Consider the following 25,711-nt stretch of genomic DNA (forward strand, 5'->3'; position numbering starts at 1 on the left):
GGACACGCGCGTAGGGTGATGTGGTCGGGTCACACCGTGAGGCCCGCTCAGACGGGGGATGCCATGCCGAACAGCGCTCCACGCGCGTGGCAGGTGGTGCTCGAACGGATCGAGGGCGACCTCCGCGAGGGTCGGCTCGCCCCGGGCGACCGGCTGACACCCGAGCGGGAGCTCGCGACGCAGCTGGGCGTCGGGCGCTCGAGCGTGCGTGAAGCGGTGCGCGTGCTCGAGGTGCTCGGCGTCGTGCGCACGGCGACGGGATCCGGTCCGACGGCGGGCGCCATGATCGTCACGACTCCGCGCGGGGGCCTCGCCGCCTTCCTGCGCCTGCAGGTCGCCGCCAACGGCTTCCCGCTCGGCGACGTGGTGCGCACGCGCATCGTGCTCGAGTGCGACGTCGCCGAACGCCTCGCCGGCGCGGAGGCCGACCTGACCGACACCGTCGAGGTGCTCGACGCGATGGATGCCGACGACCTGGCATCCGACGAGTTCCTCGCCCTCGACGCGCGGTTCCATCAGGCCCTCGCCGAGGCCTCGGGCAACGCCGTCGTCTCCGCCATGATGTCCGGACTCCGCAGCTCGATCGAGGCCTACACGCGAGCCGGGGCGCTGCGACTGGACGACTGGGGGAGCACCGCGCAGCGGCTGAGGCACGAGCATCGGCGGATCGTCGAGGCCGTCGAACGCGGAGACGCCGCCGAGGCGAGGGACTGCATCCGTCGGCACATCGCCGACTACTACACCGAGGTTGCGCAGGCTCTGAGCCCGTCCGACCCCGCCGACCCGGCGGTCGCCGATGCGGCGCGCGTCGCCGTGACCGCCGACGGTCGGTCCACACCCGTCTGAGCCATTCACGGGCCGTCCATGCCCGTGTCGAGAAGGAGAACCGTGTCCGATCGCCCCGCGCGCCCGCCGCGTCCGCAGCACGTGCTGTCCGTCGTCTCCCGCGAGCGGCTGAGCCCGCACCTCGTGCGCATCCGTGCGCGCGGTGCCGACCTCACCGCGTTCCGCGAGAGCCCGTACACCGACGCCTACGTCAAGATCACCTTCGCCAAGCCCGAGTTGGGCCTGGAGCCGCCGTACGACCTGGCGGCGCTGCGCGAGACGTTGGCCCCCGCAGACCTCCCCGTCACGCGCACGTACACGGTGCGGGCGGTCGACGGCGACGAACTCACGATCGACTTCGTCGTGCACGGAGATGAGGGACTCGCCGGCCCCTGGGCCGCCCGTGCCGAGCCGGGGGAGCGCCTGGTCGTCTCCTCGCCCGGTGGGGGATACGCCCCCGACCCGACGGCGGACTGGCACCTCCTGGTCGGCGACGAGTCGGCCCTGCCGGCGATCGGGGCGGCGTTGGAGGCTCTGGCTCCGGATGCCGTGGGGGCGGCGTTCCTCGAGATTCAGAGCCCCGACGAGCAGCTGACCCTGCGGGCGCCGGAGGGCATCGCCATCACGTGGGTGCACCGGGGAGACGCTCCTGCCGGCGCGACGCCGGTGCTCGCGGAGGCTGTGGCGCGGTGGCATCCGCTCCCCGGACGCGGGCAGGTGTTCGCCCACGGGGAGCGCGAGGCCATGAAGGCTCTGCGCGACATCGTGTTCGGGCAGTGGGGCCTCGAGCGGACGCAGGTGTCGTTGTCGGGGTACTGGGCCTACGGGCGCACCGAAGACCGGTTCCAGGCCGAGAAGCGGGAGCCCATCGGTCAGATCCTCTGACGGTCTGGCCGCGCCCGCGCTCGAGCGCGGATGGCGCGGCCCTTGGGGCTCAGCTCGCGGCGCGCTCCGGCAGCGTGGGGACGAGCTCGTCGAGGAACGCCGCGGTGTCCTCCCAGCCGTGCACGGCCTGGCACTCGACGCCCATGGCGAGCACGGGGTAGTCGTTGCCGTCGGGGTCGAGGCGGTCGCCGACGAACAGCATGTCGTCGAGGGAGATGCCGGTGGCCTCGGAGAGCTTTCCCATGCCGTAGGCCTTGTCGATCCCGCGGTGGGTGATGTCGACCGAGGTCGAGCCACCTGAGCGCACCTCGAGGTCGGGAATGCGGGCGGCGACGGCCTCGCGCAGGCTGTTCTTCTTCTCTCCCGTGGGATCCCACGCCATCTTCGCCTCGAGCGGCGCCGACTGGCCGAGAGCCGAGAAGGTGATCTGCGAACCGCGGTCCTCGAGGATGTCGCCCCAGGGCTCGGCCTCCCACAGACCCAGGCGTTCGGCCTCTTCGCGCACTGCGGCGAGGGCGCGCTGCTTCTCGTCGTCGGTGAGCGAGTGCGCGTAGACCGTCTCGATGCCGTCGGCGTTCAGGCGGTAGTACTGCGTTCCGCAGGTCGGCATGAGGTGGAAGTGCGACAGGAGCGCCGCGTCGGCCTGCGGCAGACGCTCGACTACCTGGGTGCGGAACTGCTGGAGCTGGCCTCCGGAGATGATCGCCACCTCGACGCGCGCGGCGAGGGCGAGCAGGAGCTCGCCGATGCGGGGGTCGATCTGCGACTTCGACGGGGCGAGGGTGTCATCGAGATCGAACGCGACGAGGCGGGGCGTGGTGTCGGGCACGGGTGCTCCTGGCATCAGTGGTCGTTGCGCGCACGCCTACAGATGCGGCGCGAGGTCGTGTCGATTCTAGGCGGGAGGCTGCGGGGATTCAGACGGCCCCTCGGGCGAGGCTGCGGGTGAAGCAGCGGCATACCGCATCCCACGTCTTCCGCCGGGAGAGGTTTCCGCTCCCGGATGTTTCGTGACGTCGAGGAGGGACGGGAGACGCACCGTCGAAATCCCGGGTGCGCATGAGAGTCTTCTCATGGACGACGGAAAGCGAAAAGGTCTTCATAACGAACGTTCAGGTTGTCGTAGGGTTGGCGCGACGCTGAGAGGTGGGTGGGGGCCCGATCGCGGTTCCCGTCCTGCTCGCCGCGCGTCTTCCGACGAGACACTTGAGAGAGACGATGACACGAAACATGAAGCGCTTGGGGTGGGCCGGTGCGTCCGCCGCTCTGGCGCTCACCGCCTCCGGACTCCTGGCCCCGGCTGTCGCCTTCGCCGGCGAGGCGGAGTCCACCGCCCCGACCTCGGGACCCCAGTTCGACTCCACGGCGAAGAAGCTGATGACCGAGAACCACCAGGTCGAGGGCGTCGCGAAAGACGGTTCCGGCAACGTCGTGATCTTCACCTCGACCGACGAGGCCGGGCTCGAGGGCACGGCCAAGGCCTTCGTCGACTCCACCTCGAACGTCGTGGTGAAGAACATCGGCAAGATCTCGGCTCTTGCCGCCACCGACGTCGTCGGCGGTGCGGGCTACATCTCGCCCATCGACGCCACCTCGGGCGCGCTGTGCTCGGTCGGCTTCAGCGGGTGGACCCCCGAGGGTGACCCCGCGGTCATCACCGCCGGCCACTGCAACGCCGACGGCACTCTGACGCAGAGCTTCCTCACCGTCCCCTCCCGCGACCAGGCCGCCGGCGGTACCCAGCCCGCGATCGCTGCTCCGCTCGGAACCCTCGGCTTCTCGCAGTTCGGCGGCCCGGGAAACAGCGAGGGTGCCAACGGCAACGCCTCGTCGGTCGACATCGCGACCATCGACGTGACCAACGTCACACTCGATCTGCTCCCCGAGATCACCGACTGGACGACGACGAGCGATCTGTCGAAGTCGACCACCGACGTGCGCGCCGTGGGCAAGGCCCAGCTGAACACGTCCGCGTCGAAGTCGGGGCGTACGACCGGTCTCACCAGCGGTACGGTCACGGCCGAGGGGTGGATGCAGGTCCAGGAAGAGGACGAGGTCCGTTGGGTCTACGGGTTCGCGGTCGAGGGTGCCCCTGGCACCGTCGCCGGCGGTGACTCAGGCGGCGCCGTGTTCCAGGGCGACACCGCCGTGGGCGTTGTCTCGGGTGGAGACCCCGCGACGGGCTCCTTCATGTGGGCCGCCGACCTCCAGGCCGGCCTCGAGCGCACCGGTGGCTACTCCGTCGCGCTGAAGATCGACGCTCCCGTTCTCACGACCCCCGCCGACGGCGGATCGGTCGCCGTGGGCGGCACGATCTCGGGCACCGCGCCCGCCGGCTCGACCGTGAAGGTCACCCCCGCCGCGGGCGACGCCTTCGAGGCGACCACCGACGGTTCCGGCAACTGGAGCTTCCCCGCCCCCGACAAGCTGGGCGATTACGACTTCTCGCTGCAGGCCGTCAACGGCTACAACACCTCGGCCAAGGTCGACGCGTCGGTCGTCGTCAAGGCGGAGGCCCCGGTCATCGTCTCGCCCGTCGACGGATCGATCGTCGAGAACGAGCTCACCGCCATCTCGGGCACCGGCCTCGCCGGCGCCACGGTGACGCTGAGCGGCGACGCCACCGGCACTGCGAAGGTCTCGGCCAGCGGGCAGTGGTCGGTCAAGACCGACCTCGGCATCGGCACCTACTCCGTCACCGCCGTTCAGGCGCGTGACGGGCAGACCTCGGCCGAGGCCACCTCGTCGTTCACGGTCGCTCCGTCGGCTCCCACCATCTCGGGCATCCAGGACGGCGCCACCTACAGCGGCGCGGCCGTTCCCACCTCGGTTTCGGGCACCGGTGTCGCCGGTGCGAAGGTCGTCGTGACGATCAACGACGCCAAGGTCGGCGAGACCACTGTCGACGAAGACGGCACCTGGTCGATCGTGCTGCCTGCCGCCCTCGGTGAGGGCCCCTACGCGGTCGTCGCGACCCAGACCGTCGAGGGTGTCTCCAGCAGCGCCACGGTCAGCTTCGCCGTCGCAGCAGTTCCGGCTCCCTCGCCCTCCTCGAGCGGCACCCCCGCTCCGGGCGGCAACGGTGGCGCCGGTAACGGTGGCGCCGGCAACGGCGGCAACGGTGGCAGCCTCGCCGTGACCGGTATGGGCGACGTGGCTCCGTTCGCATGGGGTGCCGCGGCACTCCTGCTCGCGGGCTTCGGTGCCCTCGGCTACCGCAAGGTGCGCCGCTCGACCCGCTGAGGTCGATGAGCCAGCGCCCCCGGCGCCTTCCCGTTTCGGAAGGTGTCGGGGGCGCTTTCGTTCTCGCGACTGCGCGGCCGGTGCGCGGCCGCGTGGGGACGGCGCCGACTCGTCGCGCGATTACGATGAGCTGACGTGCCCGACGGAGCCCGCGAAGGATGCAACGGATGAGAACCCGACGCGCAGCGTGGGCGACCACGATCGTTCTCGTCGTGGCGGCCGTGGTCGTCGCCGCGCTCGTCCTCACGTTCGCAGTCCAGCGCGTGAGCTCGTCGTCGCGTCTCGTCCTCGAGAACCCGACGCTCATCTTCTCCGACCCGGGGGCGGTGTCGTTCGCCGTGTCGGGGGCCAGCGCGAGCGTGACGTGGAGGGTGGCCGACGAGGGCGGTCACGAGGTGGTCTCCGGCACCGCCGAGCCCGACAACGGCTCCCTCACCATCGACGTCGCGCAGCGGGTGCCGACCGGCTACTACACGGTCACCCTCTCCTCGCCGTCCGATGGAGACGTCACCGCCGCGTTCGGGGTCACCGGCCCCGCCCCCGCGGTGGATCGCTACTACAGCGTGCAGACGCTGAGCGCGCACCCGAACAGCGTCTACAGCGTCAACATGGACCGCCTGATCCCGCTGCTGAAGGGGCTCGGCTTCTCGTCGCGGCGCGATTCGGTGTACTGGAGCCAGTTCGAGCTGTCGGCCGGCGAATACTCGACACCGCCGTCGATCCAGCGCACGCTCGATGAGGACGATCAGAACGACATGTCGCTCGTCTGGACGGCCGGTAGCGGCAATCCGCTGTACGACGGGGGCCGCCTGCCTTCGTCGCCTGACGCGATCCGCGCCTACGCGAAGTACATCGACGCGTTCCTCACCGCGCATCCCCACGTCACCACCGTCGAGATGCTCAACGAATTCAACGGCACGAACAACAGCGCCTGTGGCGCGACGGCGGCGTGCTATCTCGACATCGCCAAGGTCGTCTATCCGTTCGTGAAGTCACGGCATCCTGACGTCGTCATCGTCGCGGGGGGACTCGCGGGCGTCAGCCTCGACTGGTGGCGCGACTTCTTCTCGGCGGGGGGAGTCGCCTACGGCGACGCCTTCTCGTACCACCCCTACGGCCTCACCCCGCAGCGCCTGGGTGAGGTCGCCGACGAGATCACGCGGTTGATCAGGAAGAACAATCGAGGTGCCGGTAAGCCGCTGTACATGACGGAGGTCGGGTGGTCGATCTCCACCGAGCAGAAGGGCAACCCCGCGAAGGTCGGGACCGAGGAACAGCAGGCCGACCGGCTCGTCTACAGTTTCATCGCGCCGCAGGCGAGCCCGCAGATCGCTCTCGTCAACTGGTACCAGGCGCTCGATTACGGCCCGACCGAGACGGAGTACAACTTCGGCCTGTTCCGCCAGGCGACGGACAACGTCAAGGGGTTCCAGCCGAAGAAGGCCGCGATCGCGTTCTACGTCTTGCGGTCGCAACTCGACGGCTTCCATTACCTGCGCACGGACACGCTCTCCGGCGACGTGCAGTCGTACGTGTTCACGAACGACAAGGGGGTCACCACCCGCGTGATGTGGCGCACGACCCGGTCGTCGGCGGACACCTCGACGACGTCGGTGACGCTCCCGGCGACGGGCAAGGCATACCTGACGGTCACCAGCGTCGACGGGGCGCGCCTGGCCGCGGTCACCGGTACCGCGGCGTCGTCGACGCAGGAGGTCTCGACGTCGCCGATCTTCGTGACCACGAGCGATTCGCCGCCCCCTGCGCGGTGACGCGCGAGCCGACGACGCGAAGTGCATCCGCACGCCGGACAGCAAGAAGGCCCCCCGCGATCCCGCGGAGGGCCTTCTCTGTTGTGGTCGGGGTGACAGGATTTGAACCTGCGGCCTCGTCGTCCCGAACGACGCGCGCTACCAAGCTGCGCCACACCCCGTTGCAACTTGAAAAGTCTACCCTGTCGAAGCGGATGCTCCGAACCACGGCAGGACCCGGGCGCGTCATGATCGAGGCCGTTCGTGCGGGATCAGGTGCGCGGAGTGCCTCGCCGCCGGGCGATCCAGTACGCGGCGGCCCCCATCGCCAGGACGACGGCGGCAAGGCCTCCGGTGCCGCCGATCGTCGCCGCCGACATCCCGGTCGCGGCCAGGGCGGCGGGGACCGATGCCGTCGGACTCGGAGTCGCAGGAGGCGGCGTGCTCGGCGCGGGGGTCGGGACCACCCGCACCGGGGGAGGAACGGCCAACTGCGCCGTCTGAGAGGGGGAGGCGAACCTCTCGACGAAGACGAAGCCGGGAGCCAGGTGAGGCATGGTCTCGGCATCCTGCGTGCTGCGGTCGATGCGCCAGACCGCGGTGTACACGCCAGGGCCGGGAAGGGCGTCGCTCTGCACCCGGTAGACGCCGCCCCCCGTGTCCGGATCGGTGCGGAGCTCGAGGTGGCCGACGGGGTCCAGCCCCTCGGGGATCTCGTCGGATTCGGCCGGGAACGAGCTGGTCGCGAAGACGTCGGCCGTCGCCGTGATGACGACGAACGAGCCGTCCTCATGACGCGGCCACGGCCCGTCGCTCGACACGGTGACCTCGTCGACGAATCGTCCGTCCTGCAGGTGCGCGGAGGTGGAGATGTGCGGCACGAAGCGCACGGGGCGCGTCGTGTCGTCTTCGGCGGTCAGCTCGAAAGTCGTGGGGCGTGCGGGCCCGGCCGATTCCTGCTGACCGGGGGTGCTGTAGGAGCGGATGGCCGCGGTCTCGACCGAGAACGTCCCCCTTGCACGGACCGTGTAGGGGTGCCCGTCGATGGAGGCGGAAACCGGGGCGGAGATCGGATACGCGATGCCGCCCACGGCGCCGGATCGCTCCGCCGCGCCCGTGTCGGCGAACACGGCGTTCTCGAGACGGAGGGTGCCGGATGCCGTGGGGTCGACGTCGGCGATCACCGTACCGCGCGTGGGATCGTCGGCCTGCGTCGTGAGGGTCAGCGTTCCGCCGACGCGGGGGACCGCCATCGCCTCGGCCTCGGCGAGGTAGGTCAGAGCGAGGTCCTGGACCGCGACGTTGTTCTCGGGGCTGGCCCGCCGCATGATGTGGTCGATGGCGCCGCGCAGATCGTCACCGGTGTAGCCCCACGAATGCAGGGTGGTGTCGCGGTCGACGATCGCCTTGACCGCCCAGCCGACACTCGCCGCCTGCACCGGGTCGTCAGTCTGACCGTAGGTGCCGACGAGGTGGTTGATCGAGACCAGCTGTTGGGGGCTCAGGCCGTTGACGTCGGAAGATTCGCCGTGGTCGGTCGTGTCACCGGTCGCCACCGGCAGCCCCGGGTGGATGCAGTACGTGTGCACGTCGCCGACGCGCATCGATCCGTGCCAACCCGTGGACGACAACGGCGCCCAGGTGCCGAAACCGGTGCCCTGGTCGGCGGCGTGCGCGGCGGGCGCGAGGCCGACCGCGCCGAGGAGCACGGCGACGGCGGCGGCGAACGCCGCTCGACGTCGCCGAGACGGAGGTGGTGAGTGCTGCATGCGAGTCCCTTCGGTTGGAAGAGACTCGATCTTGCGTGAAACGTGATCGCCGCCGATGCGAGAACGGACCGATCCGTGGAGGGATCGATCCGTTGTCGGGTTGTGCAGAAGCGGTCAGCGAGGCAGCAGCGTCAGCAGCGTGGCCTCCGGCCGGCACGCGAAGCGCACGGGGGCGTAGATGGAGTGCCCGAGACCGGCGCTGACGTTCAACGGCACCGTTCGCCCGTCGTGCGTCCACTCGCTCAGTCCGCGCGCCTGGTCGAGAGGGAGGTCGCAATTCGACACCAGCGCCTTGCTGCTGAAGGGGATGCGAACCTGTCCGCCGTGGGTGTGACCGGCCAGGAGCACGTCCGCTCCGAACGAGGTGAAGGCGTCGAGGGTGCGCCGGTAGGGGGCGTGCATCACTCCGAGGGTGAGGTCGCCGGCATCCAGTCTCGAGACGACCGGGGGGATGAGCTCGGGCCGATCCCAGTCGCGGTGCGCGTCGTTCACGCCGAAGGCCGTGATCCGCGTGCCCTTCACCTCGAGCGAGACAGCCGTGTCGTCGAGCACCTTCCACCCGAGGTCGTCGGTGAAGAACCGATCGAGGGCATCGATGTCGAGGTGCTTGTGAGCCGGAACGTGCCCCGACGGTCCCAGGAAGTAGCGCAGCGGGTTGCGTGGCGCGGGTTCCTGGTAGTCGTTCGAGCCGTGCACGACGAGTCCGGGGACGCCGCGCAGGGAAGCGAAGGCGGTCCGGATGCCGGTGAGCCCGTCGCGATGACCGAGATTGTCTCCCGTGTTCACGACGAGGTCGGGGGAGAGGTCGGCCAGGCGCGCCATCCACTCCTGCTTGCGGTGCTGCCAGGGCGCCATGTGCGCGTCGGAGACGTGCAACACGCGGATCGGCTCGGCGCCCTTCGGAAGCACGCGCAGGGCGTGGTACCGCACCGTGAACAGGTAGCGCTCGATGCCCATGCCCCACACGGCCGCCCCGACAGCGGCCGCCCCCGCAACCCCGAGGGGTGCGAGGGCGGCGACGCGGGAGGCGCGGCTCACGGGCAGTCCTTCGCGCTGACGTTCAGCACGACCGGGGTGTCCTTGTTCGCCGCCGTTCTGGCGGCCGGGTTGCTTGCGGTGACCTGCCCGCCGTCGGGCGCCTTGTCGCTCTCCTTGCAGTCGCCGATCGAGAAGTTCGTGAAGCCGGCGGCCTTCAGATCGTTCTGCGCGGCGTTGATGCTGCGACCGACCACGTCGGGGACGGTGCCGCCCTTTCCGTTGCCGGGGCTCAACGTGATCTGCGAACCGGCGGGGGCGGAGCCGCCACCGGGGTTCTGCGCGGCCACGCGGTCGTTGCCGAGCTCGGAATCGATCGGGTCTCCGACCGTCACGCGGAAGCCGGCGTTCTGCAACGTCGAGGTCGCGCTGTCGATGCTCTGGCCGACCACGTTCGGGAGGTCGCGCTGCTGGGTGCGCAGCAGGTTGCTCGCCGGGTCGGGGAAGCGGTCGCCGCCGTAGACGTCGTCGGCCGCGCGCTGCACGTCGCGTGCCAGTCGGTAGCGCATGTCGCTGAGCTGCAGGCCGTTGGCGAACTTCTGGAAGAGGCTGACAGTGCCGCCGTCCCAGTTGCCGACCCAGACGGCGGTCGTGACGTTGGTCGACGACTCGATCATCCAGGTCTCGTGGGCCTCGTGCGTACCGGTCTTACCGAGCACAGGGGTGCCGTCGCCGGGGTTGGCCTGCGAACCCGTTCCGCCACCCTGCATGACGCCCTGGAGGGCGTACGCTGCGGTCGCCGCGATCTCAGGCGTCAGTGCGGTCTCGCACTTCAGGTCGGGGGCGGGACGCTCGGACCCGTCGGCCGCGGTCACCTTGTCGATGACCTTCGCGGGGCAGCGCGTGCCGCCGTTGGCGACCGTCGAGAAGGCGCCGGCCATGGCGATCGGCGAGATGTTGTCGCTACCGATGACCTCGTTGGCGTTCGCCATCAAGATCTCCTTGCCGTCGCCCGTCTTCACGCCCATCTTCTTCACGACGTTGGCGATGTCGCAGAGGTCGAGCTCGGCGGCCATGGCGAGGTAGCCGGTGTTCAGCGAGTCGCGCGTGAACATCATCGGCGTTCCCACGTAGCCGCGGCTCTCGTTGAAGTTGTTGATCGTGTACTTCGTGGTGTTGACCCACGGACCCTGGCACGAGTTCTTCATGTTGGGGACGGGCTGCAGACGACCGTTCAGCGTCTCGTTGAGCGAGTGACCCTTCTCGAGCCAGTCGATGAGGGTGAAGAGCTTGAACGTCGATCCGGCGCTGAAACCGATCGATCCGCCGTTGTCGGAATCGCCGGCGAAGACGATCGAACTGTACGAAGGGTCGGAGTCGGCGAGGGTCGGATCCTGCGTGAACTTCGTGTTCTGGGCGAGGGCGAGAACGCGGCCGGTCTTGGCCTCGAGGCTCACCGCCGTGGCACCGAACTTCAGGTTGTCGTAGCGCGCGGGGTCGAGGTTGGTCGGCGCGTTCTCGCTCATGGTCTCTTGAGCGGCGTTCTGCACGTTCCAGTCGAGCGTCGTCTGGATCGTCAGACCGTCCTGTCGCAGCGCGTTGACACGGTCGTCGGTTCCCTCGCCGAACGCGTCGGAGTTGAGAATCGTCGAGACGACGTACTGGCAGAAGTACGGGGCGGCCGAGGCGGAGCAGCCCTGGGTCGTCGGAGTGATCGCCGGGGTGATCGGCTCGACCGCGGACGCCACGTACTGCTCGTGAGTGATCTTGCCGTCGGCCTCCATGCGGCTCAGCACGTAGAGCTGGCGGCCCTTGGTCTCGCTGTAGCCGTCGGCGGCGGCGACGAGCTGGTCCTGCGTGATCTCGCCGTTGTCGCGCAGCGTGTAGAGCGCCTGGATGGTGCCCTGGTCGACGTCGTCGATCGAGCCGTCGGGAGCCTTGTTGTAGGCGGTCTCACCGTCGCTGATGCTGCCGGTGGGCAGGTCGATGCGGAAGCGGTTGGGGTTCTGCACCATGCCGGCGAGGATCGCGGACTGCCCGACGGTCAGGTTCGCGGCGGGAGTGTTGAAGTAGTACCGCGCGGCGGCGTCGATTCCGTACGTGGTTCCGCCGAAGTTGGCGATGTTGAGGTACCCGAGGAGGATCTGATCCTTCGTGTACTCCTTCTCGAGCTGCACCGCATAGCGCATCTCCTGGAGCTTGCGCTGGTAGCCCGCGGCACCGTCCGACTGGATGGCCTCGAGCGCGCACGCCTGCAGAACCTCGTCGCGGCTCTTGGCTTCGACCGCCGGGGTGCTGTCCGTCGCCTCCACGGCGGGGATCGCACGGGCGTCGCGCTCGCAGCGCTGCACGAGCACGTTCTTGACGTACTGCTGGCTGATCGAGGATCCACCCTGCGTCTCGCCGCCCGAGGCGTTGCTGAGCAGTGCACGGGTCGTACCGATGAGGTCGACACCACCGTGCTGGTAGTAGCGCGGGTCCTCGGAGGAGAGGATCGCGTCGTACATGACCGGGTTGACCTGATCGAAGGTGACCGGGGAGCGGTTCTGGTCGTAGAACTTGGCCAGCACCTGGTCGCCGGCCATCAGCGTCGTCGGCTGCATCAGCTCGTCGGGCTGCAGGTAGCTCGGCATGTTGTCGAAGATCGTGATGGCGCTGGAGGCCGCCGCGCCGGAGACGGCGATGGCGGGCGTCACGGCAGCGGTGACGAGGAGTCCGGCGACCGCGCTCAGGCCGACGAGGCCGACGATGCCGCCGAGGGCACCGCTAGCCGTTCGTTTGTTCTCGGGCATAGGCTTGAGGATAAGCGACGTTGCTGGGCGATGCCTCGAAGGTGCGCCCTGCGCGCGTACGCGTCCGCCCCCGCGCGCAGATGCTGCGCGCTCCGAGCAACCTCCGGGAGCCCGAGATGATCACGTGGGAGTACCTCACCACGCCGCTGCTGATCCACAACACCGCCGCGATCCTCAACAACTGGGGCAAGCAGGGCTGGGAACTCGTGCAGGTGGTGACCGGCCCCGAGGGCGGACTCGTCGCCTATTTGAAGCGCCCCACCGGCGGAGGTGCCGCGAACGCGGGCCTCGGCGCTGCCGAGACCGCCGCCAAGCAGTTCGAGGGGCAGCAGTGAGCGTCTCCGAGCGTCTGGCCGCTCTGGGCGTCGAGGTGCCGGCCGTCGTCCCGCCCGTGGCCTCGTACATCCCCGCGAAGCGTCACGGCGACCTCATCTACACCTCGGGCCAGCTTCCGATGATGCAGGGGGCACTCCCCGCCACCGGCAAGGTCGGCGAGACCGACGGGCTCGTCAGCCCCGCGGATGCCAAGACCTACGCCCGTCAGTGCGCGCTGAACGCGATCGCGGCGGCCGCAGCGCTCGTCGGGGGCGTCGACAACCTCACCGGAGTGCTGAAGCTGACCGGTTTCGTGGCATCCGTGCCCGAATTCACGGGGCAGCCGGGCGTCATCAACGGTGCGAGCGAGTTCCTCGGCGAGGTGTTCGGCGAGGCCGGAGCGCACGCACGCTCCGCCGTGGGCGTGCCGGTGCTCCCGCTCGACAGCCCCGTCGAGGTCGAGGTGGTCTTCTCGGTCGCGTGACCGGATCTCCGGATGCCGACTCCTCGGCATCCGGATCGAAGGGGGCGTCCCGCGTGTCGGGGCGTCCCCTTCGTCGTCCCGCCGTCGCCGGTCACGGCGGATTCTGAAGTGGCGGGGAGGATCATTCGTGCTCATGACCACCTCCGTCGTGCCGGGCGCGTCGTCCGCCGCCGCCTCGAACCCCTTCCTGGCCCCCGCCGCGCACCCGCGGCGGCTGGTGCTCACCGCCGTGGCGACCGTGCTTGTGCTCGTCGCGGTCGGCTTCCTCCTGCGGCTCGTGCCGCTCGATGTCGCGCTCTCCCGTGCCGTGCACCGCTCGCACCTCGGTGCCCTCGGTGCGATCGCGGAGGGGTTCTATCGTGCGGTCAAACCGGTCTCGGCGGCGGGGATCATGGTCGTGGCGACGGCGGTCGTCGGCTTCGCCACGCGTCGCTGGCAGGTGGCCCTTGCGTTCGTCGGGACGATCGCGCTCACCTGGGGCTCGGCCGAAGCGATCAAGCTCGTCGTCGAGCGGCCCCGCCCCGGCCTGTCGGAGCAGGTGGTGAACGCCGTCGGGACGACGGCCGACCCGTCGTTCCCCAGCGGCCATGTCGCGTTCGTCGCCGCTTTCGCCGCGGCGCTGATCTGCGTGGCGTGGGCGACCCGCTGGCGCGCCCTGGCGATCGGAGTGGGCGTCGTGCTGGTCGCGGCGATGATGCTGTCGGTGGTGTACATCGGCGTGCACTACGCCGGCGACGCGGTGGCATCCGTCATCTGGGTCGCGGGCATCTTCCCGGCCGTGCGCGCCCTCTTGGCGTTCGTCGTCGCCCGTGTCGACCGCCGGCTCGTTCGCCGCGCCTGATCCGCGTCGGAAAGAGAAGATCCCGGATGCCAGGGGTCACGGCATCCGGGATCTTCCTCACTTCACCTGGGCGCTGATCACGCTCATGACGGCGGTGTCGGCCAGGGTCGTGGTGTCGCCGACCTCGCGGCCCTCGGCGACGTCGCGGAGGAGGCGGCGCATGATCTTGCCCGAGCGCGTCTTGGGCAGTTCTCCCACGATGTAGACGTCGCGCGGCCGGGCGATCGGGCCGATCTGCTGGCCGACCCACTTGCGCAGCTCGTCGCCGAGTCCCTCGACGGGGTTCTGCGTGAGGTAGCGGCTCTTGATGATGACGAAGGCCACGACCGCCTGCCCCGTGGTCTCGTCGCTCGCGCCGACCACGGCCGCCTCGGCGACGCCCTCGTGGCCGACCAGGGCCGACTCGATCTCGGCGGTCGAGAGGCGGTGGCCCGAGACGTTCATGACGTCGTCGACGCGGCCGAGCAGCCACACGTCGCCGTCGTCGTCGAGGCGGGCGCCGTCGCCGGCGAAGTAGTAGCCCTTGTCGGCGAACTTCTCCCAGTAGGTCTCGCGGTAGCGGTCGGGGTCGCCCCAGATGCCGCGCAGCATGCTCGGCCAGGGTTCGGTGACCACGAGGAGTCCTCCGCTGCCGTTGCCGACGGGTTCGCCCGCATCGTCGACGACGGCGATCGAGATGCCGGGCACGGGCACCTGCGCCGAGCCCGGCTTCGTCTCGGTGACGCCCGGCAGCGCGGAGATCATGATGGCGCCGGTCTCGGTCTGCCACCAGGTGTCGACGATCGGCGTCTCGTCGGCGCCGATGATCTCGCGGTACCAGACCCACGCTTCGGGATTGATCGGTTCACCGACCGATCCGAGCAGGCGCAGGGACGACAGGTCGAATTTCTGCGGAATGTCGCGTCCGATCTTCATGAAGGACCGGATCGCGGTCGGCGCGGTGTAGAAGATCGACACCTTGTGCTTCTCGATGAGCTCCCACCAGCGTCCGGGGTGCGGTGCGTCGGGGGTGCCTTCGTAGAGGAGCTGAGTGGCGCCGTTGGCGAGGGGGCCGTAGGTGACATAGGTGTGCCCGGTGATCCAGCCGATGTCGGCGGTGCACCAGTACACGTCGGTCTCGGGGTGCACGTCGTGGACGACCCGGTTCGTGAAGGCCGCCTGCGTCAGGTATCCGCCCGAGGTGTGCAGGATGCCCTTCGGCTTCCCCGTCGTGCCGGAGGTGTAGAGGATGAACAGCGGCGTCTCGGCGGGAAAGGCCTCGGCCTCGTGCTCGCCCGACGCCTGGGGGACGACGTCATGCCACCAGAGGTCGCGGTCGTCGGTCCATTCGACCTCGTTGCCGCCGCGCTTGACCACGACGACGTGCTCGACCGTCTCTTGGACGCCCGACCCATTGCGATCGGCCAGGGCCTGGTCGACGGCGGGCTTCAGCGGCGACACCTTTCCTTTCCGCCAGCCGCCGTCGGCCGTGATCACGACCTTCGCTCCGGCGTCGTCGATGCGCGCGCGCAGGCTGTCGGCCGAGAACCCGCCGAAGACGACGGAGTGCACCGCACCGATGCGGGCCACCGCGAGCATCGACGAGATCGCCTCGGGGATCATCGGCAGGTACAGCGCGACGCGGTCGCCTTTCTCGACGCCGAGGTCGGTCAGCACGTTCGACAGACGCTTCACCTCGTCGGTGAGCTCGGCGTACGTCACGTTGCGGGTGTCACCCGGCTCGCCCTCCCAGCGCAGGGCGATGCGATCGCCGTTGCCGGCCTCGACGTGGCGGTCGAGGCAGTTGTAGGCGACGTTGAGCTCGCCGTCGGCGAACCACTCGGCGAAGGGCGGGTTCGACCAGTCGAGCACCTTCGTGAAGGGGGTGTGCCAATGCAGCTCCCGTGCCTGGTCGGCCCAGAAGCCCTCGCGGTCGGCTGCGGCGCGCTCGTAGAGCTCGCGGTCGCCGATCGCGGCGTCGGCGAATGCGGCCGACGGGGCGAAACGGCGGGTCTCGTTGAGGAGGTGGTCGATCTGGCTGCTCATCGCGGCGCTCCTTCGCGTTCACGGACGCCGGCGCCCATGCGCAGCGTCGTCACGACGGTCACGCTAGCGACACCCTCCGACACGGGCCACCTCCGATAGTTGGCATCGCGGTGATCGGTCGGCGCAGCAGGGAAACAACTGATATATCGCGATGCATCGGTCCGGAAAGTTGGTGGCGCCCTCCGGCGCGCGTACGCTGTCTACCGCCCGAACATCGCTTCCGGCACCGCGTCGGGGGAGCCCCCCAATTTTCCCCGGCGCGTGGCGGCATCCCTCGCCCCCCACTGTAGGGATGCCGCCCCCTTCCTTTTCGGACGGTCCTCCCGCGCGACGCGGCGCGGGGTTCCTCCCCAGATGACTCATCGCTCCGTCTGTCCACCGATCGACCGATCCGGTCGGCGGACGCGGTCCATCGGTCCCTACGGTCGTCGTCATGTCGACTCCCTCCCTCCCCGCTCCGTCCGTCGTCGACGCGACGGACGCGGATCGCGACGACGCTGCGCTGGCGTTCCTCCGTCCGTTCCTCGACGACCCCACGGTCACCGATCTCTTCGTCAACGGCGATCGCGGCCTCTTCGTCGACCGCGGAGACGGCATCGTCCGCGTGCCGTCGTGGCGGGCGAGCGAGGCCGAGGTGCGACGACTCGCCGTCCGCCTCATCGCGCGCGGAGGGCGCCACCTCGACGACGCATCTCCGTGCGTCGACGTGAGGTGGACGCGAGGGGTGCGCGTGCACGCGGTGCTCTCGCCCGTCGCCGCAAGCGGGACGTCCATCTCGGTGCGCGTGCCGGTGTGGTCCGTGCCCGACATGGCGAGCCTTGAAGGCGCCGGCATGTTCGACGCCGCGCAAAGGGCCCGGCTCGAGGGTCTCGTCGCGCGGCGCGACAACCTGTTGATCGTCGGCGCGACGGGGGCCGGGAAAACCACTCTCCTCGCCGCTCTCCTGGGCTGCGTCGCCGACACCGAACGGATCGTGACGATCGAGGAGGTCGCCGAGCTACGACCCGCTCACCCCCACCACGTCGCGCTCGAAGCGCGCCAGGCCAACATCGAAGGCGTCGGAGCCATCCCCGTGTCGCGGCTCGTGCGCGAGGCGCTGCGCATGAGGCCGGACCGGCTCGTGATCGGCGAGGTGCGCGGCGAAGAGGTGCGCGAGCTGCTGCTCGCGTTGAACACCGGCCACGACGGGGGAGCCGGGACGCTCCATGCCAACAGCCTGGTCGACGTCGCGCCTCGGCTCGAGGCCCTGGGCGCTCTCGCGGGGATGGATGCCGTGGCGGTGGCGCGGCAGACGGCGGGGGCGATCACGGCGATCGTGCACGTGGAGCGTGTCGCCGGACGCCGCCGTGTCGCGGCATGGGGGCGACCCACGCTACGCGACGGTCGACTGCTGATCGAGGCGCGGGCGTGGGAGTGACGCGGTCCTCCGTCCGTCCGGCCGCGGACGACGCGATCGAGACCATCGCGCGGTTGGCGACCCTCATGGCCGGGGGGTCCGCGCCGGCGGCGGCGTGGTCGCATCTCGCGGCCGGAGGCGGTGCCGTCGTGAACGCCGCGGCGGCGGCCGCGCGACGTGGCGTCGACGTCGGACCCGTACTGGTCGCCGCGGGTGGCTCCTGGGTCGGGGTCGGGGCGATCTGGAGCGTCGCGGTCGAGACCGGAGCTCCCCTCGCGGAGACGCTGCGCGGTGCTGTCGTGGCGCTGCGCGATGTCTCGGAGGTGTCGGCCGATGTGGCCGTCGCGCTGGCCGAGCCCACCTCGACCGCCCGGCTGCTCGGATGGCTGCCCGTGCTCGGGGTGCCGCTGGGATACGCGATGGGGTTCGCTCCCGTGGGCATCCTCTTCACCGATCCCCTCGGACCGCCCTGCCTGGTCATCGGGGGCGTCCTCATGGTCGGGGCGCGACTGTGGACGAGAGCGCTCGCGCGCCGAGCTCGCCCGCCCGCACGGATCCCGGGTCTGGAGCCGGAGCTGTGGGCCGTCGCGCTGTCGGCGGGAGTGTCGGTCGACCGCGCGAGCACGCTCGTGGGCGGTTTCGCCGACGTCGGGAAAGAGCACCAGGCGACGGCCGCCGTGCAGCGGACCCTCGATCTGGCGACCCGGGCGGGTGTCCCCGCCGTCGAACTGCTGCGCGGCGACGCGTGGCTCGCCCGCCACCGCGCCCGCACCGAGGGGCGGACGGCCGCGGCGCGGCTGTCGACACGGCTGCTGCTTCCGCTCGCCGTCTGCACCCTTCCCGCGTTCCTACTTCTCGCCGTCATCCCGCTGGTGCTCGGCATCATCCGATCGAACGCCTTCCCCTGACCCGCGGTCCAGCGCGACCGCGCCCTCCGCTCGCCGTCGGCCCGTGGAGTCATCCCTCCTCACCTCTACCCCTGGAGAACGACATGCCTTTCTTCCCCCACCGCGCCTCGGGTTCGTCGACGCCCCCTCTTCCCTTCCTCACGTCCGCGCGGGCGGGTGCGCTCTTCCTCGATGAACGGGGGGCGGCGACGGCCGAGTACGCGGTCGCCACGATGGCCGCCGTCGCCTTCGCGGGATTGCTCGTCATCATCATGCGCAGCGACGAGGTGCGCGGCATCCTCACCGACCTGGTGCGCCGCGCCCTGACGGTGCAATGACGAGGCCCTGGTCGCGCAGCGGGTGTCCTCGCATCGCGGTGGCGGGCGCATCGAGAGGTGAGACCGGCCGACGGCTCGGTGAACGGGGGTCGGTCACGGCCGAGTTCGCCGTCGCCCTGCCCGCCGTGCTGGTCGTGCTCGCCCTGGCGGTCGGTGCGCTGGGCACGGCGGCGGCGACCATCCGCGTGCAGCACGCCACCACCGAGGCGGCGCGGCTCCTCGGCCGCGGCGACGAGAGCGGGCTCGCTCGGGTCGCCGAGGTCGGGGCCACCGCAACGGTGCAGCGTTCGGACCACCTGGTGTGCGTCGAGGCCTCGGCCCCCGTGCCGCTGCACCTGCCTCTCCCTCCCGTCGCCGCCCGGGCGTGCGCCCTGGATGGGGGGCACTGATGGCCGGAGCGACGGCGACGGTGGGGGTGATCGCCGCCGTGGCGGCCCTGGCCGTCGGCCTGGGCTCCGTCGGCGGAGCCGCGATCACCGCGTCGCGCCTGGCGGGGACGGCCGATGCGGCCGCGCTCGCCGCGGCGGACGCGGCGAGCGGAGCGGTGACGGGCACCCCGTGCGACGAAGCGGGACGCATCGCCGCGGCCGGCGGAGCGACCCTGCGAGAGTGCGATGTGGCGGGCCTCGTCGCCACCGTCACCGTCGGCGGGGCGTACGGTGGAATCTCCCTCGATGCGCGCTCGCGAGCCGGACCCCCAATCCGGTGAGCCCCTGAGACCTCCCGGAACCCGAACAGGGAGGCGTGTGTATGGTGTGCATCGAAGAAAGGACCCCAGTGGCAAACGGAAAGAAGCTCGTCATCGTCGAGTCCCCGACGAAGATGAAGTCGATCCAGGGATACCTCGGCGACGACTACGAGGTGCTCAGCTCGGTCGGTCACATCCGCGACCTCGCGTCGAAGAAGGAGATCCCGGCCGACAAGAAGGCGGCGTACGGCAAGTACTCCATCGACGTCGAGAACGACTTCGACCCCTTCTACGTGGTCAACGATCGCAAGACGAAGACCGTCGCCGAGCTCAAGCGCGCGCTCAAGACGGCCGACGAAGTCCTGCTCGCCACTGATGGTGACCGCGAAGGCGAAGCCATCGCGTGGCACCTGCTGGAGGTCCTCAAGCCCAAGGTCCCCGTGCGTCGCATGATCTTCCACGAGATCACCAAAGACGCCATCAAAGAAGCGGCCGAACACACGCGCGAGCTCGACGTCTCGCTCGTCGACGCGCAGGAGACCCGCCGCGTCCTCGACCGCCTCTACGGCTGGGACGTCTCGCCGGTCCTGTGGCGCAAGGTCGGCTCGGGTCGCGAGGGCACCGCCCTCAGCGCCGGCCGCGTGCAGTCCGCCGCCACCCGCATGGTCGTCGAGCGCGAGCGCGAGCGCATGGCGTTCGTGTCGGCCTCGTACTGGGACGTCGAAGCACTCGCCTCGCAGGCGGGGTCGTCGTTCCGCACGCGCCTGAACCGTCTCGACGGTGCCCCCATCGCCCGCGGTGGCGACTACGACGACAACGGACAGCTGAAGAAGGCCGTCGTCGTGCTGGGTGAAGAGCAGGCCCGAGGACTGGCCGAGGCCATCACCGCCGCAGGTCGCGCGACGGTCGCCAAGGTCGAGGCGAAGCCCGGCACCCGCAGCCCGCGCGCCCCGTTCACCACCTCCACGATGCAGCAGGAGGCCGGTCGCAAGCTCTCGATGAGCGCCAAGCACGCCATGGGCGTCGCGCAGCGGCTCTACGAGAAGGGCTTCATCACTTATATGCGTACCGACTCGGTCGCGCTGTCGGGCCAGGCCATCTCGGCCGCCCGTGCGCAGGCCGTGGCGCTCTACGGCGACAAGGCCGTTCCCGCCAACCCCCGCCTGTACAAGAGCAAGTCGAAGAACGCGCAGGAGGCGCACGAGGCGATCCGTCCCTCGGGTGAGACCTTCCGCACGCCCGCCTCGCTCGCCTCGTCGCTCGACCGCGACGAGCAGAAGCTCTACGACCTCATCTGGAAGCGCACCGTCGCCAGCCAGATGGCGGATGCCAAGTACGAGACGACCACCGTCACGCTCACCGTGCAGGCGGGCGCGCAGACCGCCGAGTTCACGGCATCCGGCACCGTCTACACCTTCAAGGGCTTCCTCGAGGCGTACGAAGAGGGCGCCGACGAGAAGCGCAACGACGACGACGCCGACCAGTCGCTGCCCGCGGTGGCCGTCGGCGACGAGCTCGCCGTCAGCGACGTAGAGCCCAAGGGGCACAGCACCTCGCCGAAGCCGCGCTACACCGAGGCGAGCCTGGTGAAGGCCCTCGAAGAGAAGGGGATCGGCCGCCCGTCGACCTTCGCCAGCATCATCGGCGTCATCCTCGACCGCGGGTACGTCACCAAGCGGGGCCAGGCGCTCGTGCCGAGCTGGCTCGCGTTCAGCGTCGTGCGACTGCTCGAGGAGCACTTCGCCGACCTCGTCGACTACGACTTCACCGCCGCCCTCGAAGACGACCTCGACGCCATCGCCCGCGGGGAGCAGCGCCGCACCGAGTGGCTGAAGTCGTTCTACTTCGGCTCCGACAAGCAGGTGGGTCTGCGTCACATCGTCGACAACCTCGGCGAGATCGACGCGCGCGAGCTCAACTCCACGCGCATCACCGACACCGCGACCCTGCGCTTCGGCAAGTACGGCCCCTACCTCGAGGTCACCGACCCGACGGCCGACGCCGAGGCCAAGCCGCGCATCGTCAACATCCCCGAAGACCTCGCTCCCGACGAGCTCACGCCCCAGAAGGCGCAGGAGCTCATCGACGCTCCGGTCGCGGGCGACCGCGTGCTGGGGGAGAACCCCGAGAACGGCAAGCTCGTCGTCGTCAAGGACGGCCGCTTCGGTCCCTACGTGCAGGAGGTCGACGCCGAGGAGCCCGAGGAGGTCGACCAGGCCACGGGTGAGGTCGTCGAGCAGCCGAAGAAGCGCACGGCGAAGAAGGACGCGGCCCCCAAGCCCCGCACCGCCTCGCTGTTCCGCTCGATGTCGGTCGACACGATCGAGCTGGACACCGCCCTGCAGTTGCTCTCGCTGCCGCGCGTCGTGGGCGCCGACCCGACGTCGGGCGAGGAGATCACCGCGCAGAACGGTCGGTTCGGTCCGTATCTGAAAAAGGGCACCGACTCGCGGTCGCTCGACGACGAGAAGCAGATCTTCGACATCACCCTCGAGGAGGCGCTGGCCAAGTACGCCGAGCCCAAGTACGGCGCTCGCCGTGCCTCGAGCGCCTTGAAGGAGTTCGACGCCGACCCGGTCAGCGGCAAGCCGCTCAAGCTCAAGGACGGCCGCTTCGGTCCGTACGTCACCGACGGCGAGACCAACGCCACGGTGCCGCGCGGCGAGAACGCGATGGAGATCACCTTCGAGCGCGCCGTCGAGCTCATCGCCGACAAGCGGGCGAAGGGCCCGGCGCCCAAGCGGGCGACCGCTGCGCGCAAGGCCCCGGCCGCCAAGACCGCCGCGGCCAAGACCACGGCCGCGAAGACGACCGCGGCGAAGAAGACCACGGCGACCAAGACGACGGCGGCGAAGACCACGGCGGCCAAGTCCACCGCGGCGAAGACCACGGCGGCCAAGTCCAGCGCGGTCAAGACGACGGCGGCGAAGACGACCGCCGCCACGGCGACGACCACGCGCAAGGCGCCGGCGAAGACGTCGTGACCGGCGACTCCACCCGGCCGCTGCAGGTCCCTCGGGCCGCGGCGGCCGGTGGGCCCGGCCTGTTCGTGACGTTCGAGGGCGGCGACGGTGCGGGCAAGACCACGCAGGCGTCGCTACTCGAGGAGTGGCTCACCGATCAGGGCCGACAGGTCGTGCGCACGCGCGAGCCCGGGGGGACCGAGGTAGGGGTCCGCATCCGCGACATCGTGCTGCATCACCGCGGTCACGTCGCCTCCCGTGCCGAAGCCCTGCTGTACGCCGCCGACCGCGCGCACCACGTCGAGACCCTCGTGCGGCCCGCGATCGCGAGGGGCGACGTGGTCATTCAAGACCGCTACCTCGACTCCTCGGTCGCCTACCAGGGCGCGGGGCGGGTGCTCGACGCCGACGACGTCCGCGCTCTGTCGCTGTGGGCGGCCGAAGGGCTGCTCCCCGACCTGACCGTGCTCCTCGACCTCGACCCCGCGGCGGCACGGGCGCGCCTCGACGCCGACGACAAGCCGTTCGACCGCCTCGAGGCCGAGAAGAGCGAGTTCCACGCCCGCGTGCGAGCGGGGTTCCTCGCGCTCGCCGCAGACGAGCCCGAGCGCTTCCTGGTGCTCGACGCCGCGCGCCCGGCCGACGAACTGGCGGCGCGCGTGCGCGAGGCCGTCGGCCGACGACTGGGCTGACCGCGGGTCAGCAGGGGATGCACAGCCGCGCACCGACGGCGGTGTCCGACCCCCCGGATAGGCTGGGCGCATGTCCGTCGTGATCGAGCCGTCGCCCCGGACCGCCGGTCCGGCGCCCTTCCCGTGGGACGCCGTGTGGGGGCAAGACGAAGCGGTCGCGAGCTTGCGCACCGCGGCATCCGATCCCTCCGCCCTCGCCCACGCGTGGCTCATCACCGGTCCGCCCGGGTCGGGTCGCTCGACCCTCGCCTACGCCTTCGCCGCCGCGCTGATCGCCGACCCCGGTGACGAGCAGGCCCAGCGGCAGGTGCTTGCGCGCACCCATCCCGACCTCACCGCGCTGCGCACCGAGCAGGTCGTGATCCGCATCGACGAGGCCCGCCGTCTCGTCGAGCGCGCCTCGTTCGCCCCCTCGCTCGGGCGACACCGCGTGATCGTCGTCGAAGACGCCGACCGCATGTCGGAGCGCACCTCGAACGTGCTGTTGAAGGCGCTCGAGGAACCACCCGAGAAGACCGTCTGGGTACTGTGCGCGCCCAGCGACGCCGACCTGCTGCCGACCATCCGCTCGCGCGTCCGCGTGCTGCGACTGGCCGAGCCCAGCGTCGCCGATGTCGCGGCGCTCATCGTCGAACGCACCGGAGTGACCCCCGAGGTCGCAGAGGAGTCCGCTCGGCACGCGCAACGCCACATCGGCATGGCGCAGCGCCTGGCCACCGACGACGACGCCCGCGCCCGGCGGGCGGAGACGCTCGCCGCGGTGCTCGCGGTGCGGGGCATCGGCGACGCCGTCGACGTGGCGAGCCGCATCGTGCGACTGGCGACAGACGACGCCAAGGCGCTCACCGCGACCCGCGACGAAGAAGAGCGCCGCTCTCTGTTGCGCATGCTCGGCGTGGCCGAGGGTGCCGCCGTGCCGCCCTCGGTGCGCGGTCAGGTCAACGCGCTCGAAGACGATCAGAAGCGTCGCGCCACGCGCAGCCTGCGTGACGGGATCGACCGCGTGCTCACCGACCTGCAGTCGTTGTTCCGCGACGTCGTGATGATCCAGTACGGGCGCGACGGCGACCTCGTCAACAGCGAGCGCATCGACGCGCTCCGCGCCCTCGCGACCGAGTGGTCGCCCGCCCGCACCCTCGGGGTGCTCGACCGCATCTCGGTCACCCGCCGCAACCTCGAGCAGAACGCCGCCCCGGTGCTGGCGTTGGAGAGTCTCATGATCACCGTCGCCAACGGATCGACCCCGTGAGCCTGCGCAGGCGCATCACCGCCGCCGCGGCGGGTCTCGCCGGCCTCGCCCTCGTTCTCAGCGGGTGCCTCTACGCACAGATCCCGCCCACGGCCCCCGTCGACGGTCCGTCGCCCACGCCTCAGACCGAGGGCATCGACTCCTCGTTGCTGCCGTACTACGGTCAGACGCTCGACTGGCAACCCTGCGGATCCGCCGGTTTCGACTGCACGAGCGTCACGGCGCCGCGCGACTACGCCGACCCCTCTGCGGGCGAGCTGCAGTTGGCCGTCATCCGCCACCGCGCGACGTCGGGCCAACCGCTCGGGTCGCTCCTGACGAACCCGGGCGGCCCGGGTGTGAGCGGCGTCGACACCGTGCGCGACTCCCTCTCGCTCGTGGCGGACGAGACGCTGACGCGCGACTACGACGTCATCGGGTTCGACCCGCGCGGAGTCGGGCAGTCCGCGCCCGTCACCTGCTTCGACGCGGCCGGCATGGACGCCTTCCTGTACGACATCCCGCCCGGTGAGCGGGGGAGCGACGAGCGCAACGCCGCCCTCGAGAAGCGGCAGGCCGACTTCGCCCAGGCGTGCGCCGACAACAGCGACGGCATCCTGCCGTACGTCTCGACCGCGAACGCCGCGCGCGACATGGACCTGCTGCGGGCGGTGCTCGGCGATGAGAAGCTCAACTACCTCGGGTTCTCGTACGGCTCGTTCCTCGGTACCACGTACGCGGGACTCTTCCCCGAGCGGGTCGGACGCATGGTGCTCGACGGCGGGATCGACCCGAGCCTTCCGTCGAGCGCGAGCGGAATCGCCCAGGCGGTCGGGTTCGAGAACGCCCTGCGCGCCTTCATGGCCGACTGTCTCACCTCGTCGGAGTGCCCGTTCACCGGCTCGGTCGACGACGCGATGAACGACCTGTCGTCGCTGCTGTCCCGTGTCGATGCGCGCCCCCTCGCCGCCGGTGACGGACGGCAGCTGGGGGCCGACACGCTCGTGACCTCGATCGTCGCGGCACTCTACAGCGACCAGAACTGGCCCTACCTGCGGCAGGCGCTGGCCGATGTGCAGAACGGCGACGCCACGGTGGCCTTCCAGCTCGCCGACTTCTACAACGGACGCGTCGACGGCACCTATCAGGACAACACCATGCAGGCGCTGCGCGCCTACAACTGCGTCGACTACCCCGACGAAGGTGACGAAGACGACCCGCAGCTGTTGGCCGAGCTCGAGCAGAAGGCCCCCGTCGTCGCTCCCTACTGGATCGGACCCGACGCGTGCGCCGCCTGGCCGGCGCCGCCGACCGGCGTCCGCGAGAAGATCACGGCGCCGGGTTCCCCGCCCATCGTGGTGCTGGGCACCACCGGTGACCCGGCCACGCCGTACACCGAGGCGCAGGCGCTCGCGGAGCAGCTCGAGCAGGGCGTCCTCGTCACCTACGTGGGCGAGGGCCACCTCGCCTACAACAAGGGCAACGACTGCGTGAACTCGGCCGTCGACGACTACCTCGTCGATGGCACCGTCCCCGCGGCGGGGCTCCGCTGCGAGTAGCGGCGCAGCGTCGCGACCCCCACCCGCCTAGGCTTGTCACGTCACATCTCGAGGA

Annotated in this window: 21 protein-coding genes and 1 tRNA gene; 16 read left to right on the forward strand and 6 right to left on the reverse strand. The window is 70.4% G+C overall.

Annotated elements, in window-relative coordinates; translation table 11 throughout:
- The first annotated feature begins 36 nt into the window (after nucleotides 1-36).
- Both M3667_RS13950 and M3667_RS13955 read left to right on the forward strand, forming a co-directional pair.
- Nucleotides 37-846 carry an FCD domain-containing protein gene (locus tag M3667_RS13950; protein ID WP_308196467.1) on the forward strand — a complete coding sequence of 270 codons (810 nt, stop codon included), beginning with the start codon at nucleotides 37-39 and terminating at the stop codon, nucleotides 844-846.
- 42 nt (nucleotides 847-888) lie between these two features.
- Nucleotides 889-1,710, forward strand: coding sequence for a siderophore-interacting protein (locus tag M3667_RS13955; protein ID WP_251508833.1), 822 nt, complete (start codon nucleotides 889-891; stop codon nucleotides 1,708-1,710).
- Between the two features lie 49 nt (nucleotides 1,711-1,759).
- On the opposite strand, the gene M3667_RS13960 is transcribed toward M3667_RS13955, so the two are convergent.
- Nucleotides 1,760-2,554, reverse strand: coding sequence for an HAD-IIB family hydrolase (locus M3667_RS13960; protein ID WP_251508835.1), 795 nt, complete (start codon nucleotides 2,552-2,554; stop codon nucleotides 1,760-1,762).
- A 374-nt stretch (nucleotides 2,555-2,928) separates the two neighbouring features.
- Here M3667_RS13960 and M3667_RS13965 point away from each other — a divergent pair, with 374 nt between their 5' ends.
- Entirely contained in the window at nucleotides 2,929-4,953 is a 2,025-nt protein-coding gene (locus M3667_RS13965) for an Ig-like domain-containing protein (RefSeq protein ID WP_251508837.1), read from the forward strand.
- A 167-nt stretch (nucleotides 4,954-5,120) separates the two neighbouring features.
- Nucleotides 5,121-6,725, forward strand: coding sequence for a hypothetical protein (locus M3667_RS13970; RefSeq protein WP_251508839.1), 1,605 nt, complete (start codon nucleotides 5,121-5,123; stop codon nucleotides 6,723-6,725).
- 84 nt (nucleotides 6,726-6,809) lie between these two features.
- Here M3667_RS13970 and M3667_RS13975 read toward each other — a convergent pair.
- The 4 genes from M3667_RS13975 to M3667_RS13990 all read right to left on the reverse strand — a co-directional run bounded on the left by M3667_RS13975 (nucleotide 6,810) and on the right by M3667_RS13990 (nucleotide 12,240).
- Nucleotides 6,810-6,886 (reverse strand) — tRNA-Pro (locus tag M3667_RS13975).
- 90 nt (nucleotides 6,887-6,976) lie between these two features.
- On the reverse strand, nucleotides 6,977-8,473 hold the full coding sequence (locus tag M3667_RS13980; protein ID WP_251508841.1) for a hypothetical protein: 1,497 nt from the start codon (nucleotides 8,471-8,473) through the stop codon (nucleotides 6,977-6,979).
- A 114-nt stretch (nucleotides 8,474-8,587) separates the two neighbouring features.
- Nucleotides 8,588-9,511 (reverse strand): metallophosphoesterase, encoded by a 924-nt coding sequence (locus M3667_RS13985; RefSeq protein WP_251508843.1) that lies wholly within the window; start codon nucleotides 9,509-9,511, stop codon nucleotides 8,588-8,590.
- Nucleotides 9,508-12,240, reverse strand: coding sequence for a transglycosylase domain-containing protein (locus tag M3667_RS13990; RefSeq protein WP_251508845.1), 2,733 nt, complete (start codon nucleotides 12,238-12,240; stop codon nucleotides 9,508-9,510). The genes M3667_RS13985 and M3667_RS13990 overlap by 4 nt, the downstream gene beginning before the upstream one ends.
- A 116-nt stretch (nucleotides 12,241-12,356) precedes the next feature.
- Between M3667_RS13990 and M3667_RS13995 the strand changes: the two genes are divergently transcribed.
- The 3 genes from M3667_RS13995 to M3667_RS14005 all read left to right on the forward strand — a co-directional run bounded on the left by M3667_RS13995 (nucleotide 12,357) and on the right by M3667_RS14005 (nucleotide 13,880).
- Nucleotides 12,357-12,575: a hypothetical protein gene (locus M3667_RS13995; RefSeq protein WP_144833146.1), complete on the forward strand. Its 219-nt coding sequence runs from the start codon at nucleotides 12,357-12,359 to the stop codon at nucleotides 12,573-12,575.
- Nucleotides 12,572-13,039, forward strand: coding sequence for a RidA family protein (locus M3667_RS14000; protein ID WP_251508848.1), 468 nt, complete (start codon nucleotides 12,572-12,574; stop codon nucleotides 13,037-13,039). The genes M3667_RS13995 and M3667_RS14000 overlap by 4 nt, the downstream gene beginning before the upstream one ends.
- A gap of 133 nt (nucleotides 13,040-13,172) precedes the next feature.
- Nucleotides 13,173-13,880, forward strand: a complete 708-nt coding sequence (locus M3667_RS14005) for a phosphatase PAP2 family protein (protein WP_251508850.1) — start codon at nucleotides 13,173-13,175, stop codon at nucleotides 13,878-13,880.
- A gap of 57 nt (nucleotides 13,881-13,937) precedes the next feature.
- Here M3667_RS14005 and acs read toward each other — a convergent pair whose 3' ends face one another.
- On the reverse strand, nucleotides 13,938-15,905 hold the full coding sequence (acs, locus tag M3667_RS14010; protein ID WP_251508852.1) for an acetate--CoA ligase: 1,968 nt from the start codon (nucleotides 15,903-15,905) through the stop codon (nucleotides 13,938-13,940).
- Nucleotides 15,906-16,338: 433 nt separating this feature from the next.
- Here acs and M3667_RS14015 point away from each other — a divergent pair, with 433 nt between their 5' ends.
- The 9 genes from M3667_RS14015 to M3667_RS14055 all read left to right on the forward strand — a co-directional run bounded on the left by M3667_RS14015 (nucleotide 16,339) and on the right by M3667_RS14055 (nucleotide 25,656).
- Nucleotides 16,339-17,322, forward strand: a complete 984-nt coding sequence (locus tag M3667_RS14015; protein WP_251508854.1) for a TadA family conjugal transfer-associated ATPase — start codon at nucleotides 16,339-16,341, stop codon at nucleotides 17,320-17,322.
- The gene (locus M3667_RS14020; RefSeq protein ID WP_251508856.1) at nucleotides 17,319-18,209 is read left to right on the forward strand and encodes a pilus assembly protein TadB; all 891 of its coding nucleotides are present in this window, start codon (nucleotides 17,319-17,321) and stop codon (nucleotides 18,207-18,209) included. The genes M3667_RS14015 and M3667_RS14020 overlap by 4 nt, the downstream gene beginning before the upstream one ends.
- Before the next feature lie 83 nt (nucleotides 18,210-18,292).
- Entirely contained in the window at nucleotides 18,293-18,526 is a 234-nt protein-coding gene (locus tag M3667_RS14025; protein ID WP_251508858.1) for a DUF4244 domain-containing protein, read from the forward strand.
- A gap of 38 nt (nucleotides 18,527-18,564) precedes the next feature.
- Nucleotides 18,565-18,915, forward strand: a complete 351-nt coding sequence (locus tag M3667_RS14030; protein WP_251508860.1) for a TadE family type IV pilus minor pilin — start codon at nucleotides 18,565-18,567, stop codon at nucleotides 18,913-18,915.
- Nucleotides 18,915-19,235 (forward strand): Rv3654c family TadE-like protein, encoded by a 321-nt coding sequence (locus M3667_RS14035; RefSeq protein ID WP_251508862.1) that lies wholly within the window; start codon nucleotides 18,915-18,917, stop codon nucleotides 19,233-19,235. The genes M3667_RS14030 and M3667_RS14035 overlap by 1 nt, the downstream gene beginning before the upstream one ends.
- A 68-nt stretch (nucleotides 19,236-19,303) precedes the next feature.
- Complete coding sequence (topA, locus tag M3667_RS14040) at nucleotides 19,304-22,198, forward strand: type I DNA topoisomerase (protein WP_251508863.1); 2,895 nt, start codon at nucleotides 19,304-19,306, stop codon at nucleotides 22,196-22,198.
- Nucleotides 22,195-22,869 carry a dTMP kinase gene (gene tmk, locus M3667_RS14045; protein ID WP_251508865.1) on the forward strand — a complete coding sequence of 225 codons (675 nt, stop codon included), beginning with the start codon at nucleotides 22,195-22,197 and terminating at the stop codon, nucleotides 22,867-22,869. The genes topA and tmk overlap by 4 nt, the downstream gene beginning before the upstream one ends.
- Before the next feature lie 70 nt (nucleotides 22,870-22,939).
- Nucleotides 22,940-24,118, forward strand: coding sequence for a DNA polymerase III subunit delta' (locus M3667_RS14050; protein WP_251508868.1), 1,179 nt, complete (start codon nucleotides 22,940-22,942; stop codon nucleotides 24,116-24,118).
- Nucleotides 24,115-25,656, forward strand: a complete 1,542-nt coding sequence (locus tag M3667_RS14055; RefSeq protein WP_251508869.1) for an alpha/beta hydrolase — start codon at nucleotides 24,115-24,117, stop codon at nucleotides 25,654-25,656. The genes M3667_RS14050 and M3667_RS14055 overlap by 4 nt, the downstream gene beginning before the upstream one ends.
- Nucleotides 25,657-25,711: the final 55 nt, after the last annotated feature.

Source organism: Microbacterium sp. P26 (assembly GCF_023712585.1).
Lineage (GTDB): Bacteria > Actinomycetota > Actinomycetes > Actinomycetales > Microbacteriaceae > Microbacterium > Microbacterium algihabitans_A.

What these genes read in the sequence shown, in the direction of transcription:
- acs (WP_251508852.1), bottom strand. Translation starts at nt 15,905, where the DNA reads ATGAGCAGCCAGATCGACCACCTCCTCAACGAGACCCGCCGTTTCGCC.
- M3667_RS14025 (WP_251508858.1), top strand. Translation starts at nt 18,293, where the DNA reads ATGCCTTTCTTCCCCCACCGCGCCTCGGGTTCGTCGACGCCCCCTCTT.
- M3667_RS14050 (WP_251508868.1), top strand. Translation starts at nt 22,940, where the DNA reads ATGTCCGTCGTGATCGAGCCGTCGCCCCGGACCGCCGGTCCGGCGCCC.
- M3667_RS13980 (WP_251508841.1), bottom strand. Translation starts at nt 8,473, where the DNA reads ATGCAGCACTCACCACCTCCGTCTCGGCGACGTCGAGCGGCGTTCGCC.
- M3667_RS13990 (WP_251508845.1), bottom strand. Translation starts at nt 12,240, where the DNA reads ATGCCCGAGAACAAACGAACGGCTAGCGGTGCCCTCGGCGGCATCGTC.
- M3667_RS13960 (WP_251508835.1), bottom strand. Translation starts at nt 2,554, where the DNA reads ATGCCAGGAGCACCCGTGCCCGACACCACGCCCCGCCTCGTCGCGTTC.
- M3667_RS13995 (WP_144833146.1), top strand. Translation starts at nt 12,357, where the DNA reads ATGATCACGTGGGAGTACCTCACCACGCCGCTGCTGATCCACAACACC.
- M3667_RS14035 (WP_251508862.1), top strand. Translation starts at nt 18,915, where the DNA reads ATGGCCGGAGCGACGGCGACGGTGGGGGTGATCGCCGCCGTGGCGGCC.
- M3667_RS14015 (WP_251508854.1), top strand. Translation starts at nt 16,339, where the DNA reads ATGTCGACTCCCTCCCTCCCCGCTCCGTCCGTCGTCGACGCGACGGAC.
- M3667_RS13970 (WP_251508839.1), top strand. Translation starts at nt 5,121, where the DNA reads ATGAGAACCCGACGCGCAGCGTGGGCGACCACGATCGTTCTCGTCGTG.
- M3667_RS13965 (WP_251508837.1), top strand. Translation starts at nt 2,929, where the DNA reads ATGACACGAAACATGAAGCGCTTGGGGTGGGCCGGTGCGTCCGCCGCT.
- M3667_RS14005 (WP_251508850.1), top strand. Translation starts at nt 13,173, where the DNA reads ATGACCACCTCCGTCGTGCCGGGCGCGTCGTCCGCCGCCGCCTCGAAC.